Genomic DNA, 15,726 nt, shown 5'->3' on the forward strand with positions numbered 1-15,726 from the left:
GGGCGTTACGCCTTCTCGTCTTCGTAGGTGCCGCTGTACTCGTCGGCCCACTTGTCGACGTACGCGTCTTCACCCGCTTCGGGTGCACCCAGTTCGCGCTCGAGAGCCGAGTAGTTCACCGAATAGGTGTCGTACTTCAGCTCACGGGCGATCTTGGTGTTCTTCGCCTTCTGACGGCCACGCCCCATGCGAGACCCCCTCACGATCGACGTCGAGGGCCGTGCTTCGGGCCCTGCGTATTGCGGTTCCGGACCGAGCCGGTAAGAGTAACACCCAGGATATCACGGCGCCTTCCTCCCCAGCCGTCGGGCGGGATGCCGGCGACGTGGCCGCACCGACGAAAGGCCCGCGCGCATGACCGACTCCCCTCGCCCGCACACGGCTTCCGGCCCGGTGATCGCCGGGGTCGTGCCCGGTCAGTCCCCCCGAGTCGTGCGGGAAGCGGCGCGGTACGCAGCGCTCGCCCAGGCGGAACTGGTGATCGCCTACGTCGACACCACCCGGTTCGTGGCGTTCGAAGACCCCGACGGCTACGTGCACTCGTCGACCGTCGATGTGGCGGGGGCCGCGGCGAAGGCGGCGCTCGACGAGGTGCAGCGGGCAGCGACCGAGATCCTCGCGGGCGATCCGACGCCGTGGCGCGTGCGCCCGGTGATCGGCGACCCGGCTCTGGCGCTGATCGGTCTCGCCGACGAGCTCGGCGCCTCGCTGCTGGTCGTCGGAACGCGAAAGCGGGGGTTGGGTGAGTCGCTGCGCGAGTTCCTCACGGGCTCCGTGGCCGCCCGGCTCACCCACCGGCAGAACCGTCCGGTGCTGGTGGTTCCGGTGAGCGAGGCGGCCGGCCCCGAGGAGCAACTGCCCTGGGAGAGCTGACGCGTCAGCCGCGCATGGCGCGGGTGACCGCGTCGGACGCCTGGCGCAGCGCCGTCTCGATGTCGTCGACTCCGGATGCCGCGAGCTCGCCGCCGCGCGAGACGTGCGCCCGAAGCTCCGAGCGCACGCGCCCGCGGAACTCGTTGATCGCCGCATCGGCGCGAGACAGCTGCTCGCGACTGCGGGAACGGGCGTCGTCGACGGGGGCGGACTGCGCGTGCTCGCGTTCCTCACGGGAGGCGGCGGCGAGGTCGGCGCGCAGGCTCCGCATGGCGTCGCGCACGCTGCCGCGCACCTCGTCGGCGATGAGGCGGACGCTGTCGGCCAACCCCGCCTGGATGCCCTCGAGGTCGCCCGCGCGGGAGGCGACCTCGGCGCGACCGGCGTCGGTGATCTCGTAGACCGTCTTGCGGCCGTCGACGGTCTTGGTGACCAGGCCTTCTTCTTCGAGCTTCGCCAGACGCGGATAGATGGTGCCGGCCGAGGGCGAGTAGGTGCCTCCGGTGCGCTCGCCGAGTGCCTGCATGAGGTCGTATCCGTGCCGGGGCGATTCGTCGAGCAGGCTCAGGATGTAGAGGCGAAGGTCGCCGTGCGAGAAGACGGGGCTCATCACCACTCCTCCTCTCCGGCGAGTTCCTCGGGACGCAGGCCCGAGATGCCGCGACGGAGCACCGTGATCTCGCCCGAGACGGTGTTCGCGCGCACGTCGACGAACGACCCCGCGAGGGTGCCGGTCGAGCCGGTGTAGTTGGTCGGGCCGGAGCCCGAACGCACGTGACCGTCGATCTGCACGCGCCCGCTCACCGAGCGGGAGACGTAGTTCGCGGGCAGCGAGCGATCCAGACGAACGGTGGCGGTGCCGTTGACGGAGTTGAGGCTGATCGACTGGGTCGCACCCGTGGAGTCGACGAGCATCGCGCCCGAGACGGTGTCGATCGACGCCTTGGTGACGGCGCCGGTGACGGCCACGTCGCCCGAGACGCTGTTGGCGCTCAGGGCGCCCTCGAGCTCGCGCACCTGCACGTCGCCCGAGACGGCGTTGAGGGTGACGTCGCCGACGAGGCCGTCGACGATGATGTCGCCCGAGACCGTGTTGAGGCGGGCGTCGGTGCGCAGGCCCGAGACGAGGGCGCTCGCGCTGACGACGCCGAGGGTGAGGGCGACCGTGCGGGGGACGGCGACGCTGACCTCGGCCTTGGGGCCGCCGGCGCCGAAGTTGCGGAACACCTCGAGGAAGTTGTCCCACCGCAGCTGCGGGTGGTCGATCTCGAGGCGGCCGTCGATCATCTCGATGCGCAGGTCTTTGACGGTGACGCCGTGCACCTCGATGCGCGCGTCGGGCTTGTCATGCGCGATGACGTCGACCTGTCCGCCGACGAGGCCGATCTTGAGTTCGCGCAGCGACTCGATGTCGATGACGCGGGTCTCGCCGGGATGGACGATCCATTTCTCCATGCTGGTGCTCCTCACTCGCGATATATCGCGTTAGGGACAGTATCGAGATATATCGCGAGTTCGTCAAGACCCCATGCGGTGATGGCGCAGGGGCGCTGCTCGCGCGGCAGCGCCGCCCCGCGAAAACACGGATGCCACGCCCTCACCGAGGACGTGGCATCCGGGGCGGGGGAACCCGCCGGGGGGAGAGGGGTGGCGCGCACCCGAAACGCGCCGCTCCTCGGTGAGTCAGACGGGCTTGCGGCCGCTGATGAGGCGGAACAACAGCACGATGAGGGCGATGAGGCCGACGATGATCGCGATCCAGAGCAGGAAGTTCGCGGCCTGGCTCAGTCCGCTGACGACGGCGATGACGATCGCGGCGACGATGATGATGATCAGGAAGATGTTCATGGGGGGACTCCTTGCTGTGTCCACGTCGAGACGCGGATGCTGTGCCCGCGTCGAAACACGGAACCGGGCGAGTGGTTGATTCCACCGTGCCACCACCCCTCGGATGACCGCGCGGGGTTGACGATCCTATGAGCCCGCTGTTAGCCGGGCTCGCGCGCGATAACACGGTCGCTCGGCCGCGCCGTGTCAAGCCCGACAGACCCCGCGCCCGCCGGGTCGTAGCGTCGGTGCTCCGACGGAGGGAGGCGGCCATGCCGGAAGGGCGAGGATCGCGGAGCGTGAAAGACCCCGATCTCTACGAGGCCCTGCGCGCTCAGGGCGACTCGAAAGAGAAGGCTGCCCGCATCTCCAACGCGGCGGCGGCCCGGGGCCGCGGCTCGGTGGGGGCGAAGGGCGGGAAGGCCGAGAACTATCCGGACCGCACCGTCGCCGAGCTGAGAGCGCGGGCGAAGGAGCTCGGACTCACCGGCTACTCGGGCAAGAAGAAGGCGGAGCTGATCGACATGCTCCGCGACCACTGACGCATGCCGCGCCTTCTGCGCGTACGCCCCTACGAGGACCCGGGCTATCGGCGGGTTCGATCGGGCTCGGGCTTCCGGTTCGTCGATCACACGGGTGCCGCCGCGCCCGAGCGCGATTCGGAGCGTGCGCGGGGTCTGGTCATCCCTCCCGCGTGGCGTGAGGTGTGGATCGCGAGAGACGCGAACGCCCACATCCAGGCCGTCGGGACCGACGAGGCCGGACGCCGGCAGTACACGTATCACGCCGACTGGTCGAAACGACAGGACAAGGGCAAGTTCGCGCGTGCTCTGCAACTGGCCGCGTCGCTGCCGCGGGCGAGAGCGCGCGTGACGCAATCGCTGCGCCGCAGCGAGGGGGACCGCGAGCGGGTGCTGGCGGTGTCGTTCCGCTTCCTCGACCTGGTCGCCCCGCGCGTCGGCAACGCCCGCTACTTCGTCACGAACGGCAGCCGCGGCCTCACGACCCTGCAGCGCCGCGATGCGACGGTCGAGGGCGACATGATCCGCCTGTCGTTCCCGGCCAAGAGCGGCAAGCGCGCCGATCTGACGCTGCACGACGAGGAGCTTGCCTCGCTCGTCGCGGAACTTTCGCTCGGTCGCTCGCGCGCGGCGCTGCTCAGCTACACACGCGGGCGCCGCCGCGTTCCGCTCACGCCCGGTGACGTCAACGCGTACGTGCGCTCGCTGACGGGCGGGCCCTTCAGCGCGAAGGACTTCCGCACGCTACGCGGCACGATCCTCGCCGCGGAATCGCTCGCGAAGGTCGGCGCGGTCGGAGGCAAGAACGAGCGCAAGAAGGCCGAGATCGCCGCGGTGCGCGCGGCCGCCGAGGCGCTGGGCAACACTCCCGCCGTGGCTCGGTCGAGCTACATCGACCCCCGCGTCTTCTCGCTGTACCGCAAGGGACGCACGATGGAACTGGGTGGGTCGAAGGATGCCGCGATCCGGCGTCTCATCCTGGGTGAGTGACCGCCGGGCGCGGCGGCATCCGGCTCGCGGGGCGACCGCGCGGGGCACCCGACCGCTAGCGTGAAGGGGTGCGAGACGACACCCCCGATGACGGTGCGCCGTCCGCCCGCGCATCGACGCCGCGCTCGACCGGGGCCGTCCCCACCATCCACGATGTGGCCGCGGCCGCGGGGGTCTCGAAGTCGGTCGTCTCTCGTGCGCTCTCCGGCGTTCCGGGAGTCGCCGCACAGACCGTCGAGCGCGTGCGTCAGGCGGCCGCCCGCCTCGGGTACGTGCCCAACGCCCACGCGCGGGGGATGTCGGCTCGCCGCAGTCACACGCTCGGGGTGTTCGTCCGCGACGCCGCGACACCGTTCTACGGGCACCTGCTCACCGCGTTCCAGGAGCAGGCGGCGGCGCGCGGATACCGCGTGGTGACGGCGACCGGGGCGGGGTCGTTCTCGATCGACGACGAGCGCCGTGCTCTCGAGACCCTCGTCGCCCTGCGGGTGGAGGGCCTCATCGTCTGCAGTGGCGCCCTCCCGGTCGAAGACATCACGCCCTTCGCCCGGCGCATTCCGACGGTGGTGGCGGGACGCCCGGAAGAGGATCCGACGGTGAGCAGCGTCTATTGCGACGAGGTGAGCGGGGGGCGGGCCCTCGCCGACCACGTGGCCGATCTCGGTCACCGGCGGGTCGCCGTGATGACCTTCACCCCGCGATCGTCGATCACGCAGTCGCGGCGCACCCACGCGATGGCGGAGCGTCTTCGCGAACGCGGTGTCGACGTGGTGACGTTCGGCGGCGACGAGGCCGGACCGGGCTTCGACGGAGCGGGCGGCATCGTCGCCTCCGTCCTCGAGGCGGGCGGGGTCACTGCCTTCATGACCCCCAGCGACGCGTGGGCGGTCGCTGTGCTCGAGGTTCTCCGCCGGCGGGGGATCGCGGTGCCCGGGCAGCTCTCGGTGACCGGGTACGACGGCGTCACTCCGTTCATGACGTCTCTGCTCGGCCTCACCTCGTGGCGTCAGCCGCTCCGCACGATCGGGCGCCTGTCGGTGAACGCCGTGGTCGATCAGATCGACGGCATCGCCACGACCGTGGGTCACGTGGCGATCGACGGCACGCTCGTCGCCGGTCGCACGGCCGTCGCCGTGTGACCCGCGTCACCCGTCGTTCATCGACCGGATGCCGTCGCGTCGATCGCGACAGGCGTGTTCTGCGCAGAATAGGGAACGTTCCCTATTCCCCTTGATCGAGAGACCGCATGAACGACCACATCGCCCACAAGCTGCCCCGAGACAATAGCGACCCATTCCGCTACGGCATCTACCTGCGCCCCGATGCGAGAACGTGCCGCGCCGTCACCGTCGTCACCGACCAACTGCGCGCGCAGTACGGGCTGCTCTCGTCGGGGGTCTTCCCCCCGCATGCCACGCTCGTGGGCAGTCAGCCCTTCGGTTTCTCGGAGCCCGCCGTCATCGACGCGATCACCGCGCTGCTCGCCGGGCGTCCGGCCTTCGCCGTGCACAATGCGGGCGTCCGACCGCAGGGGCGGGGGTACGTCTACGACGTCAGCGAGAATCCCGACGGTTCCGTGAACGACGACCTGGTGAGTCTCGCCCGCGACATCGAGGCCGCGGTCGCGCCCTTCCGTGTTCCGATGAACAACCCGCTGCCCAACGACTTCGTGCCCGAGTCGTACCGCGGGCACCTCTCTCTCGCCTCGCACGACCTCTACGTGCGCCCCGATCTGTACGAGGAGGTGGGGGCCTTCATCGAAGAACTCGAGGTGCCCGTCCCCGATGGCTTCGCCGGGCGGACCGTCGTGATGTACCGCACCTCCAGCCCCGACTGGTCGGGGCGCTGGTGGCAGACGATGACGTGGGAACACGTGCGTACTTGGTGGCTGGCCGACGCGTAGGTGGGCCCCGGGGATCCGGATGCCGCTCGGTCGCGGCATCCGGATCCGATCAGCGCCCGATCAGCGTCCGATCGCCATTCGCTCCGCCGAGAGCTCACGCACACGCTCGATGAGCGCGCCGTGCTCTCCGCCCGCCCCCTGCGCGACGTAGTCGACGCTCTCTTGCGCACGGTCGACCGCGACGCCCGCGCGAAAACCGGTGTAGGCGCCACCCGCCCGTCGGAGGATGTGGGCGCCCGCCGCCACGTCCCAGGGCTTCGTGTCGAAGCCCATCGTCGCGTCGGACCACCCGGCCGCCACGTGGGCGAGGTTCAGGGCGCCGCTGCCGGTGCTGTGATGGTGCTGGTACGTGCGGGTGATCTCGGCGAGCAGGGTGAACGCCCCCTCGCCGAGCAGGTCGACGTCGTGCTGGTTGGGGAAGCTGGTGAGCAGCGTGGACCGCTCCAGCGAGGCGGAGGCCGAGGTCATCGGCATCCCGTTCCGTTCGGCGCTCGAGGCCCCGGCGGCGAACATGTTGTCGGCGACCGGGTCGTAGACGACGCCCGCCACGACCTCGCCGTCGAGCTCGGCGGCGATCGAGATGCACCAGTAGGCCAGCCCTCGCGCGAAGTTCGCGGTGCCGTCGATGGGGTCGATGATCCAGCGGAGCGGTGCGTCTCCGGAGCTTCCCGTCTCTTCGCCGAGGATCTCCGAACCGGGCGCACCGCGGCGCAGCGTCGCGGCGATCTCGGCCTCGGCCGCCCTGTCGTGTGCCGTCACGACGTCGTGCACATCGCGCTTGAACGACACGTCCATGTCGGAGCGGAACGCGGCGAGCAGTGCCGTGGCCGCCGTGCGCGCGGCTGTTTCCGCGATGGCGCGGAGCTCGTCGGGGTCGGGGTGGGGGTGGTTCGTCATGGTTCTCCTCGGGGTGTCAGGGGGATTGATTCAGGTGCTCGTGAACGCGGAATGAACGCTCGGCGACCGCTCGCCAGTCGCCTTGACCGGGTCTCACGAGCTGTCGCAGAGTGAGTCCGTCATCGAAAAGGGAACGTTCCCTATGACGGAAAGGTAACCGATGTCGCTCTCGATCCTCGACCGCCGGCGCACGTTCGCCGAGCGCCGGCGACCGGCCTCGACGCCCGCCTGGCGGCGCGCCGACCGACGCGTGGGGGCGGCTCTCCTGGTCCCCGCTCTCGCGGTCTTCGCCGTGTTCGTGTTCTACCCCCTCGCGAAGGTCGTCTGGCTGAGCGCGCAGGGGACCGACATCTTCGGTCAGGCCGCCGGCTTCGTGGGGGTCAAGAACTTCGCGACGATCTTCAGCGACCCGCAGTTCGGCGACACGCTGTGGCGGACGGGCGTCTTCTGCGTCGCCGTCGTGGTCGGCCGCATCGTCGTCGGATTGCTCATCGTCATCCCGTTGACCGCGAAGCTCCGCGGCATCCGGATCTTCCGGGCCCTCCTCACCTCGCCTCTCGTGGCGTCGGTCTCGGTGGCATCCGTCGCCTTCGCGGCGATGCTCGCGCCGGCCGGCGGCCTGGTCAACTCCGTCATCACCGGCTTCGGCGGGACCGCGGTGCCGTGGCTCACGAGTACCCAATGGGCGATGCCGAGCGTGATCGCCGTCACGGTGTGGGGCTCGCTCGGCTTCACGGTGCTGCTGCTGCTCGGGGCCTTCGGCGCGATCGACCCCGACGTGATCGAGGCGGCGCACCTGGACGGCGCGGGCCCGCTCCGCACGCTCTGGTCGATCTCGCTGCCACTGATCACGCCGACGCTGTTCTTCATCGCCGTGACGGGGGCTGTGGAAGCGCTCACGACGTTCGGGCAGATCCAGATCCTCACCGGGGGTGGACCGGCCGACTCCACGACGACGTTGGTCTACACGATCTACCAGTCGGCGTTCGGTGCGGGCAGCGCGAACTTCGGCATCGCCGCCGCGGTCGGGGTGGTGCTGTTCCTGCTGGTGCTCGGCCTCTCCCTGGTGCAGTTCGGCGTGCTCGAGAAGCGGGTGAACTACTGATGGCGCGGCCCCGGTCCGCTCGCGCACGCGTGCGCAGCGCCCTGCTCTACACCTGGCTCGTCGTCGCGGTGGTCGTGGTCTGCTTCCCGCTCTACTACATCTTCGAAGGCGCCCTCACGCCCACGGCCTGGCTCGACGAAGGGCTCGAGGGTCTCCTGCCGATTCACCTGACCCTCGACAACGTCATCCGCGCCACGCAGGTGATCCCGCTCGGGCACCAGTTCCTCAACAGCCTCATCGTGACGCTCGTGCAGACCTTCTTCCAGATCGCGATCGGAATCGCCAGCGCCTACGCCCTCGTCTTCTGCGGGTTGAGGGGGACGCGCGCACTGTTCCTGTTGATCCTGTCGAGCATGATGGTGCCGGGCGAGACGATCCTCATCGCGAACTACCTGACGATCTCGTCGTGGCGGCTGATCGACACCCTGCCGGCGGTGTTCCTGCCCTTCCTGGCCTCGGCGCTGAGCATCTTCCTCTTCCGCCAGGCATTCCTGAGCTTCCCGGGGGAACTGCGCGAGGCGGCTGTCCTCGACGGCGCGGGGCACGTCCGATTCATCCGGTCGATGCTGCTGCCGATCGTGCAGCCGACCCTCATCTCGGTGACCCTCGTCAGCGCGACCGCCGCGTGGAACGGGTTCTTCTGGCCGCTCCTCGTGACGAACTCGCCCGAGAACCGCACGGTGCAGGTCGGCATCGCCCAGCTCTCCAGCGCCGAGGCCGCCGATGTCGGGGTCGTCCTCGCCGGTGCGGCCATGGTCACCCTCCCCGTTCTCGTCCTCGTGCTGCTCGCGCAGCGCTTCCTCGCCGGCGGCATCACCGCCGGCGCCCTCAAGTAGCCCCACAGAAAGAAGCCCGAGCCATGTCCCACCGCCCTCGCGTCCTGACCGCGGCGACCGCCGCCGGCGCCGTCGTCCTCCTCTCCCTCGCCGGATGCGCGACATCCGGATCCGCACCCGGTGCCGACTCCGGACCCGTGACCCTGCAGTTCTGGCACGAGATGAGCGGACCGGCGGCCACCGAGCTCGACGCCCTCGTGTCGCAGTTCAACAGCCAGGAGGACGGCAAGATCACCGTCGAGTCGTCGTTCCAGGGCTCGTACGCCGACGCCCAGACGAAGTACACCGCCGCGGTGCAGTCGGGCACGACGCCCGACGTGCTGATGATGAACGACATCTCGACCGGCTTCATGGTCGATTCGAAGAAGACGGTGCCGCTGTCGACCTTCACCGCCGATGACCCCTCGTTCTCTCTCGAAAGCTTCCCCCCTGTCGTCAGCGCGTACTACGCCGACGGCTCGGGCGGGCTGGCTGCCATGCCCTTCGCCGTTTCGCAGCCCGTGCTCTACCTCAGCCGCGACCTCGTGACCCGTGCCGGTCTCGACCCCGAGGCGCCGCCGCGGACCCTCGCGGAGGTCGCGTCGTGGGCCGAGAAGATCCATGCGGCGACGGGGGCGTCGGGTCTCACGATGAACATGTCGGACTCGTGGATGATCGAGCAGATGACGGCCGCGGGTGGCGAGGAGTTCTGCACCCCCGACAACGGTCGTGGATCCGACCGGGTCACCGGCCTCGAACTCACCTCGCCCTCCCAGGTGACGTTCATGCGACAGCTGCAGACGCTGTTCCAGGACGGCACCATGCTCAACCCCGGCACCGACAACAGCGCGATGGTCTCGGCCTTCGCCAGCGGCAAAGTGGGCATGATGCTGACCTCCACCGGTGCGTACACGGCGGCGGATCCGAACAAGACCGCGTCGAAGGTCGCGGCCTTCCCCTCCACCGCCGAGTCAGACGAGGCAGGGGTGGTCGTGGGCGGCAACGCGCTGTGGATCTCGGGGGAGGGGCACTCCGACGCGCAGCAGCGTGCGGCGTACGCCTTCGTCAGCTTCCTGCACTCCGCCGAGGTCCAGGCAGCCTGGTCGAGTGCCACCGGGTACCTCGCCTCGAACACGGAAGCGGCGTCGACGTCGACCGGCATCGCGTCGCTCGCCGATCCGAACGTCACGGCCATGGCCGACCAGCTCGCGAGCACCCCGGCGTCGGATGCGGCTGCGGGATGCCGGACGGGTGCCTTCCCCTCGCTGCGCTCCACCGTGATCGGCGCGTTCACCCAGGTCGCCGAGGGCGCCGACGTGACCTCGACGATGGCGGACGCTGAAGAGAAGGCCGCCGACCAGATCGCCGCCTACAACACCGCCGCGGGCTGATCCGCCGCGCCGACAGGCGCTGAGCCCGTGACCCCCGAGCCTCGTCGCCCGGGGGTCACGGGCGTAGGGTGGCGCGGTGAGCATGTGGCGTGACGTCGTCCCCGTCGCCGTCGGCGGTGCCATCGGCACGGCGATCCGCGCCGGTGTCACCCTGGCACTCGGCGACGACCTCGGCCCGGCTCTGGTGCCGATCATCAACGTCGTGGGGGCGTTCGCGATCGGTGTGCTGTTCGGCTGGAGGTCTCGGATGCCGGGATCCGCGCGCGCGCAGCGCGTGCAGCTGTTCGTGGGCACCGGGGTGCTGGGCGGGTTCACGACGTACAGTGCGCTCGCCGTCGAAGCGGCCGGACCGGCCATGCTGTGGTGGGGCGTGGGCACGGTGGCGCTGGGGACCGCGGCGGCCTGGGGTGGCCTGATGTGGGGCCGCGGCGGACGGCGGCAGCGATGAATCCCCTCGTCTTCGTGGCCGTGGCCCTCGCCGGTGGGGTCGGTGCGGCCCTGCGGTTCCTCCTCGACACGGCGGTGCGACGCGTGACGGGCGAGCGCTTCCCCTGGGGGATCCTCGCGGTGAACGTCTCGGGCGCGTTCGTGCTCGGCATCCTGAGCATGCTCCCGGCCGACGAGGCGTGGCGCTGGATCGTGGGCACGGGTCTGCTGGGCGGGTACACGACCTTCAGCGCCGTCGCGGTGACGACGGTGCTGCTCGCCGAGGAAGGCCGCGGACGCACCGCGACGAACTACGCCGCGGTCTCGTTCGCGGGGTCGTTGTTCGCGGCGGCGGCGGGTCTCGCGCTCGGCTCGCTCTTCTGAGGGGCTCGGTCCTCACGGGCTCGGCGGCCTCGTCGGGGATCAGCGGTCGGTCACCGCCCGCGTCGCACGCCGCCTTCTGCGCATCGCGGCCATCGGGGCGGATCCCGCGGGGAAGGCCCGTGTGATACTTACTGTCGATACATCTCTGTATCGAAACTCGACCCCGAAGGGTGCTTCGTGTCGTATCTGGCCGTTCTGAGCCTGAAGAACCGCGCCCTCATCGCCCTGGTCACCATCGTGGCGGCGATCTTCGGCGGGCTCGCGCTGACGAGTCTCAAGCAGGAGCTCATCCCCTCGATCGAGTTCCCCCAGCTCGCGGTCGTGACGACCTATCCCGGTGCCTCGCCCGAGGTCGTCGAGGCCGATGTGTCGACGCCCATCGAGAACGCGATCCGAGGGGTCGAGGGGCTCGAGTCGACCACCGCCACGAGCACGACGAACTCGTCGATCGTGTCGGCGTCGTTCACCTACGGCACCGACCTCGCCGGCGCCCAGCAGAAGATCCTCGCGGCGATCGCGCGCATCAACGACCAGCTGCCCGAGTCGGCCGACACCACCGTCGCCTCGGCGAGCATCGACGACTTCCCCGTCATCCAGCTGGCGGTCACCGGCTTCACCGATGCCCAGGCCACCCAGGCCACCCTCGAGACGAGCGTCGTGCCCGACCTCGAAGACGTCGACGGCGTCAACGGGGCGCAGATCGTCGGCGGCATCGGGCAGCGCGTGACCATCACCCCGGATGCCACCCGGCTCGGCGAACGGGGATTCAGCCAGCAGTCGATCACCGACGCCCTCGACGCCAACGGCGTGCTGTTCCCCGGTGGTTCGCTCACGCAGAACGACCAGACCCTGACGGTGCAGACCGGCACCAAGCTCACCAGCGTCGACGAGATCACCGCCCTCCCCCTGGTTCCGAGCGACGCGTCGCAGTTCCAGGCGGGTCGCACGACCATCGGCGACGTCGCGACGGTCGCCCTGCAGACCGACCCGGTCACCACGCTCTCGCGCGTCGACGGGCAGCCGGCGCTCACCATCGCCGTCACCAAGCTCCCCGCCGCCAACACCGTCGATGTCTCGCGCGGAGTGCTCGCGGCCCTACCCGCCCTCGAGAGCTCCCTCGGTGACGGCGCGACGTTCACCGTCGTCTTCGACCAGGCGCCGTTCGTGCAGCAGTCCATCGAGGCGCTCGCGCAGGAGGGCCTTCTGGGCCTCGTCTTCGCCGTCGTGGTGATCCTGGTGTTCCTCATGTCGGTGCGCTCGACGCTCGTGACGGCGATCTCGATCCCCACGAGCGTGCTCATCACCTTCGTCGGTCTGCAGGCCTTCGGGTACTCCCTGAACATCCTGACCCTCGGCGCCCTCACCATCGCCATCGGCCGCGTCGTCGACGACTCCATCGTCGTGATCGAGAACATCAAACGGCACTACGTCGGAGACGCCGACAAGATCCCCACGATCATCCGTGCGGTGCGCGAGGTGGCGGCTGCGATCACGGCATCCACGATCACCTCCGTCGCGGTGTTCCTGCCCATCGCGTTCGTCGGCGACGTCACCGGCGAGCTGTTCCGCCCGTTCGCGCTGACCGTCACGATCGCGATGGCCGCCTCGCTGCTGGTGTCGCTGACGATCGTGCCCGTGCTGGCGTCGTGGTTCCTGCGGCCCGGCAAGGTGGTCCGCGACGCCGAGGGCAACGCGATCGACCCCGAAGCTCCGGACGCTCCGCCCTCGCGCCTGCAGAAGGCGTACGTGCCGGTGCTGAGCTGGACGCTGAAGCACTCGGGAGTGACCCTTCTGCTGGCCGTGCTCGTGCTCGGCGGCACCCTCGCCACCGTGCCCCTGTTGAAGACCGACTTCCTCGGCGACTCGGGTCAGAACACCTTCACCGTCACCCAGAAGATCGGCTCCGCCCCCAGCCTGGATGCCGAGGACGCGGCCGCGCAGAAGGTCGAGGCCGTGCTGCTCGACACCGACGGGGTCGAGACCGTGCAGACCTCGATCGGCTCGAGCGGATCGGCGCTGCGCGACGCCTTCTCGGGCGGCGGGTCGGGGATCACGTACTCGATCACCTCGCAGTCGGGCGTCGATCAGGTCGACCTGCGCGAACGCGTGCGCACCGAGCTCGAGGCCCTCACCGACGCCGGTGAGATCGAGGTCGCGGCCTCGGGCGGGGGCTTCGGTTCCACCGCCATCACCGTCGACGTCACCTCGGCCGACTCGTCATCGCTCCAGCAGGCCAGCGATGCGGTCGTGAACGGTCTGCAGGGACGCGACGGCATCGGTCAGGTCACCAGCAGCCTGTCGGCGTCGCTCCCGTTCGTCTCGGTGCGCGTGAACCGCGACGCGGCGGCCGAGCGCGGCCTGTCGGAGCGTGCCGTGGGCGCCCTCGTGTCGAACACGCAGCAGCCCCGCCAGGCCGGCACCGTCGAGCTCGACGGTCGGGGGGTGACGGTGTACCTCGCCGCCGCCAACCCGCCCGCCACGATCGACGACCTGCGCGCGCTCGAGATCCCCACGGCGAGCGGCCCGGTGCGCCTCGACGAGATCGCGACCGTCGACGAGAGCCAGACTCCGCCGTCGATCACGACGTCGCGGGGGCTCCGCACCGCCACCATCACCGTCACCCCCACCACCGACGACCTCGGCAGCTCGTCGGCCAGCGTCACCTCGGCCCTCGCCGACGTGCAGCTGCCCGAGGGGTCCACCGCCGAGGTGGGCGGTGCCGTGACCGACCAGCAGGACGCCTTCACCCAGCTCGGCCTCGCCCTGCTCGCGGCGATCCTGATCGTCTACGTCGTCATGGTCGCGACCTTCAAGTCGCTGCGTCAGCCGCTCGAGCTGCTCGTGTCGGTGCCGTTCGCGGCGACCGGCGCCATCCTCATGCTGCTCATCACCGGGGTGCCCCTGGGTGTGGCCGGAATGATCGGTGCGCTCATGCTCGTCGGCATCGTCGTCACCAACGCCATCGTGCTCATCGACCTGGTCAACCAGTACCGGGCGCGGGGACTCAGCGTGCGCGACGCGACCATCGTCGGCGGGGCCAGGCGTCTGCGCCCCATCCTCATGACCGCGCTCGCCGCGATCTTCGCGCTCGTGCCGATGGCCCTGGGCATCACGGGCCACGGCGGATTCATCTCGCAGCCGTTGGCGGTCGTGGTGATCGGTGGCCTGGTGTCGTCGACGTTCCTGACGCTGCTCGTGCTGCCGACCCTCTACAACCTCATCGAGGGAGCTAGCGAGCGGCGCCGGGAGCGACGGGCGGCCCGAGGGGAAGAGTCCGACGAGACGCCGACCGACGACGCTCACCCGCTGAGCCGCCGAGAGCTGCGCGGGAGCCGCTGACCCGGCCCGTTACCGCACGCCGGCGTGGCACCGGGCCCGCGCACGTTGCTGTCGACGCGGCGCGGTCGCTCGACGCGGGCGCGGGCGCGGGCGGGGCGGTGAGCGTGGGCATCATCGGGACCTGAACCACGGATGCCGTGGCGTGCGAGGTCCCGCGGGCTTCGGGGTGGAAAGCCCCGAGGCCTCCCGCCGGGGCGAGAGCACGTGTGACGAGCGGCACCGCCGGTGTTGTGCTCGACGCGCGGCCGACCGCGGTGACCGACACCGCTCCCAGGGCCCCGGGGCGCGGTGCGCGGGCGCTCGACGCGGCGGAGCCCGCGCGACGCGCGATCGACGACCGGTGCGCGCGGCGGCGGGGGGCGAGGTGCACGACGTGGGGGGTCCCGGCATCCGGCGCTCGAACGGCCGTCGCCTGGGCCGAGGCGAGGATGTGCGTGAACATGCCCGCCCACGCGAACATCGCGGCGCACGCGATGGTCTCGAACAGGGCGAGGTTGATCGTCGCCGACACGAACAGCGCGATCGAGATGACCAACCACACCAGAGCGACGCCCGTGCTGATGGCCATGCGCTTGCCGAGGCGGTGGAACAGGACGGGCGAGGTGAGCAGCAGCGCCAGGAAGCCGAGCACCATCGAACCCGCGACCCGGTCGTGCAGGTCTTTGTCGGTGTTGAGAGGAATGCAGCCGACGAGGGCGAGATTCACGCCGATGACATTGAGGCAGAGGAAGGCGATGGTCGCGGCTCCCCGGCGCACCGGTCCGCGACCGAGGCGGCGGACATCGCGGCGCACGCGGAAGGCGAAATACACGACGATCATTCCGCTGACCTTGAGCGTGTTGTTGAAGAATGCGGCCGAAAGGTCGTGGAACGTCCCCAACTGGCTGAAGTGCAGCTGCCACCACAGCGGGTCGCTCGTCGTCGCGATCGACAGCAGCAGGCCGCCCACCAGGACGATCAACGCCGCAGCGCCGACGTGCATCGTGGGCACGGCGTCGAGGCGTCGGACGACTCCGCGCAGGCGCAGGCGCGGGATCGAGGGCGAGGAAGGGACGGCGGATCGGAGCGCGGTGCTCATGGCGGGGGATCTTTCCTCAGGACGGAACGAGCGTCCCCCCACACCGCGGGACCCTCGGCCCCCGTCGGCTCATTCGGGTATCAACCGAGGGAACCGTGGTCCTCGGCCGCCCCGGCCTTGACGGAAACCGTCACTCGAATGGTAACGTTCGCGGCGCGTTAGTGGGAAAGGGGTTGC

General features: G+C 70.1%; 17 protein-coding genes. 11 read left to right on the forward strand and 6 right to left on the reverse strand.

Features of this window, described 5'->3' with window-relative positions:
* Nucleotides 1-5: 5 nt before the first annotated feature.
* Nucleotides 6-188 carry a DUF3073 family protein gene (locus ASF96_RS02340; RefSeq protein ID WP_055831919.1) on the reverse strand — a complete coding sequence of 61 codons (183 nt, stop codon included), beginning with the start codon at nt 186-188 and terminating at the stop codon, nt 6-8.
* Nucleotides 189-354: 166 nt separating this feature from the next.
* On the opposite strand from ASF96_RS02340, the gene ASF96_RS02345 reads away from it, so the two are divergent.
* Nucleotides 355-873 (forward strand): universal stress protein, encoded by a 519-nt coding sequence (locus tag ASF96_RS02345; RefSeq protein ID WP_055831918.1) that lies wholly within the window; start codon nt 355-357, stop codon nt 871-873.
* Between the two features lie 4 nt (nt 874-877).
* On the opposite strand, the gene ASF96_RS02350 is transcribed toward ASF96_RS02345, so the two are convergent.
* The 3 genes from ASF96_RS02350 to ASF96_RS17210 all read right to left on the reverse strand — a co-directional run bounded on the left by ASF96_RS02350 (nt 878) and on the right by ASF96_RS17210 (nt 2,721).
* A complete protein-coding gene (locus tag ASF96_RS02350) occupies nt 878-1,483 on the reverse strand; it encodes a PadR family transcriptional regulator (protein WP_055831916.1) in 606 nt (201 codons plus the stop codon).
* The gene (locus tag ASF96_RS02355) at nt 1,483-2,328 is read right to left on the reverse strand and encodes a DUF4097 family beta strand repeat-containing protein (protein WP_055935559.1); all 846 of its coding nucleotides are present in this window, start codon (nt 2,326-2,328) and stop codon (nt 1,483-1,485) included. Before ASF96_RS02355 ends, ASF96_RS02350 begins: the two co-directional genes overlap by 1 nt.
* Before the next feature lie 228 nt (nt 2,329-2,556).
* The gene (locus tag ASF96_RS17210) at nt 2,557-2,721 is read right to left on the reverse strand and encodes a hypothetical protein (RefSeq protein ID WP_191916165.1); all 165 of its coding nucleotides are present in this window, start codon (nt 2,719-2,721) and stop codon (nt 2,557-2,559) included.
* Between the two features lie 251 nt (nt 2,722-2,972).
* Between ASF96_RS17210 and ASF96_RS02360 the strand changes: the two genes are divergently transcribed.
* From ASF96_RS02360 to ASF96_RS02375, 4 genes are all read left to right on the forward strand, one after another.
* Nucleotides 2,973-3,242 (forward strand): DUF7218 family protein, encoded by a 270-nt coding sequence (locus tag ASF96_RS02360; protein WP_055935561.1) that lies wholly within the window; start codon nt 2,973-2,975, stop codon nt 3,240-3,242.
* 3 nt (nt 3,243-3,245) lie between these two features.
* The gene (locus ASF96_RS02365; RefSeq protein WP_055935562.1) at nt 3,246-4,211 is read left to right on the forward strand and encodes a DNA topoisomerase IB; all 966 of its coding nucleotides are present in this window, start codon (nt 3,246-3,248) and stop codon (nt 4,209-4,211) included.
* Between the two features lie 68 nt (nt 4,212-4,279).
* Complete coding sequence (locus ASF96_RS02370; RefSeq protein ID WP_082509239.1) at nt 4,280-5,350, forward strand: LacI family DNA-binding transcriptional regulator; 1,071 nt, start codon at nt 4,280-4,282, stop codon at nt 5,348-5,350.
* 107 nt (nt 5,351-5,457) lie between these two features.
* Nucleotides 5,458-6,114, forward strand: a complete 657-nt coding sequence (locus ASF96_RS02375) for a hypothetical protein (protein WP_055831908.1) — start codon at nt 5,458-5,460, stop codon at nt 6,112-6,114.
* Between the two features lie 60 nt (nt 6,115-6,174).
* Here ASF96_RS02375 and ASF96_RS02380 read toward each other — a convergent pair whose 3' ends face one another.
* Nucleotides 6,175-7,011, reverse strand: coding sequence for an inositol monophosphatase family protein (locus tag ASF96_RS02380; protein ID WP_055935564.1), 837 nt, complete (start codon nt 7,009-7,011; stop codon nt 6,175-6,177).
* A gap of 160 nt (nt 7,012-7,171) precedes the next feature.
* Here ASF96_RS02380 and ASF96_RS02385 point away from each other — a divergent pair, with 160 nt between their 5' ends.
* The 6 genes from ASF96_RS02385 to ASF96_RS02410 all read left to right on the forward strand — a co-directional run bounded on the left by ASF96_RS02385 (nt 7,172) and on the right by ASF96_RS02410 (nt 14,471).
* Entirely contained in the window at nt 7,172-8,116 is a 945-nt protein-coding gene (locus ASF96_RS02385; protein WP_055831904.1) for a carbohydrate ABC transporter permease, read from the forward strand.
* Nucleotides 8,116-8,952, forward strand: a complete 837-nt coding sequence (locus tag ASF96_RS02390) for a carbohydrate ABC transporter permease (RefSeq protein ID WP_055831903.1) — start codon at nt 8,116-8,118, stop codon at nt 8,950-8,952. Before ASF96_RS02385 ends, ASF96_RS02390 begins: the two co-directional genes overlap by 1 nt.
* A 23-nt stretch (nt 8,953-8,975) precedes the next feature.
* Entirely contained in the window at nt 8,976-10,322 is a 1,347-nt protein-coding gene (locus ASF96_RS02395; RefSeq protein ID WP_055935567.1) for an ABC transporter substrate-binding protein, read from the forward strand.
* 82 nt (nt 10,323-10,404) lie between these two features.
* A complete protein-coding gene (locus ASF96_RS02400; RefSeq protein ID WP_082509404.1) occupies nt 10,405-10,770 on the forward strand; it encodes a fluoride efflux transporter FluC in 366 nt (121 codons plus the stop codon).
* Entirely contained in the window at nt 10,767-11,132 is a 366-nt protein-coding gene (locus ASF96_RS02405; protein ID WP_055935575.1) for a fluoride efflux transporter FluC, read from the forward strand. Before ASF96_RS02400 ends, ASF96_RS02405 begins: the two co-directional genes overlap by 4 nt.
* A 177-nt stretch (nt 11,133-11,309) precedes the next feature.
* Nucleotides 11,310-14,471, forward strand: a complete 3,162-nt coding sequence (locus ASF96_RS02410; protein WP_055935578.1) for an efflux RND transporter permease subunit — start codon at nt 11,310-11,312, stop codon at nt 14,469-14,471.
* On the opposite strand, the gene ASF96_RS02415 is transcribed toward ASF96_RS02410, so the two are convergent.
* Nucleotides 14,362-15,549, reverse strand: coding sequence for a DUF998 domain-containing protein (locus tag ASF96_RS02415; protein ID WP_055935581.1), 1,188 nt, complete (start codon nt 15,547-15,549; stop codon nt 14,362-14,364). The two genes, ASF96_RS02410 and ASF96_RS02415, sit on opposite strands and share 110 nt — an antisense overlap.
* Nucleotides 15,550-15,726: the final 177 nt, after the last annotated feature.

Origin of the sequence: Microbacterium sp. Leaf179 (assembly GCF_001423785.1) — a bacterium.
Lineage (GTDB): Bacteria > Actinomycetota > Actinomycetes > Actinomycetales > Microbacteriaceae > Microbacterium.

Bases quoted from the DNA above. Each gene is read 5' to 3' on its own strand.
- ASF96_RS02380 (WP_055935564.1), bottom strand. From the start codon at position 7,011: ATGACGAACCACCCCCACCCCGACCCCGACGAGCTCCGCGCCATCGCG.
- ASF96_RS02355 (WP_055935559.1), bottom strand. From the start codon at position 2,328: ATGGAGAAATGGATCGTCCATCCCGGCGAGACCCGCGTCATCGACATC.
- ASF96_RS02390 (WP_055831903.1), top strand. From the start codon at position 8,116: ATGGCGCGGCCCCGGTCCGCTCGCGCACGCGTGCGCAGCGCCCTGCTC.
- ASF96_RS02360 (WP_055935561.1), top strand. From the start codon at position 2,973: ATGCCGGAAGGGCGAGGATCGCGGAGCGTGAAAGACCCCGATCTCTAC.
- ASF96_RS02350 (WP_055831916.1), bottom strand. From the start codon at position 1,483: ATGAGCCCCGTCTTCTCGCACGGCGACCTTCGCCTCTACATCCTGAGC.
- ASF96_RS02395 (WP_055935567.1), top strand. From the start codon at position 8,976: ATGTCCCACCGCCCTCGCGTCCTGACCGCGGCGACCGCCGCCGGCGCC.
- ASF96_RS02415 (WP_055935581.1), bottom strand. From the start codon at position 15,549: ATGAGCACCGCGCTCCGATCCGCCGTCCCTTCCTCGCCCTCGATCCCG.
- ASF96_RS02375 (WP_055831908.1), top strand. From the start codon at position 5,458: ATGAACGACCACATCGCCCACAAGCTGCCCCGAGACAATAGCGACCCA.
- ASF96_RS02340 (WP_055831919.1), bottom strand. From the start codon at position 188: ATGGGGCGTGGCCGTCAGAAGGCGAAGAACACCAAGATCGCCCGTGAG.
- ASF96_RS02365 (WP_055935562.1), top strand. From the start codon at position 3,246: ATGCCGCGCCTTCTGCGCGTACGCCCCTACGAGGACCCGGGCTATCGG.
- ASF96_RS17210 (WP_191916165.1), bottom strand. From the start codon at position 2,721: ATGAACATCTTCCTGATCATCATCATCGTCGCCGCGATCGTCATCGCC.
- ASF96_RS02345 (WP_055831918.1), top strand. From the start codon at position 355: ATGACCGACTCCCCTCGCCCGCACACGGCTTCCGGCCCGGTGATCGCC.
- ASF96_RS02385 (WP_055831904.1), top strand. From the start codon at position 7,172: ATGTCGCTCTCGATCCTCGACCGCCGGCGCACGTTCGCCGAGCGCCGG.
- ASF96_RS02400 (WP_082509404.1), top strand. From the start codon at position 10,405: ATGTGGCGTGACGTCGTCCCCGTCGCCGTCGGCGGTGCCATCGGCACG.
- ASF96_RS02405 (WP_055935575.1), top strand. From the start codon at position 10,767: ATGAATCCCCTCGTCTTCGTGGCCGTGGCCCTCGCCGGTGGGGTCGGT.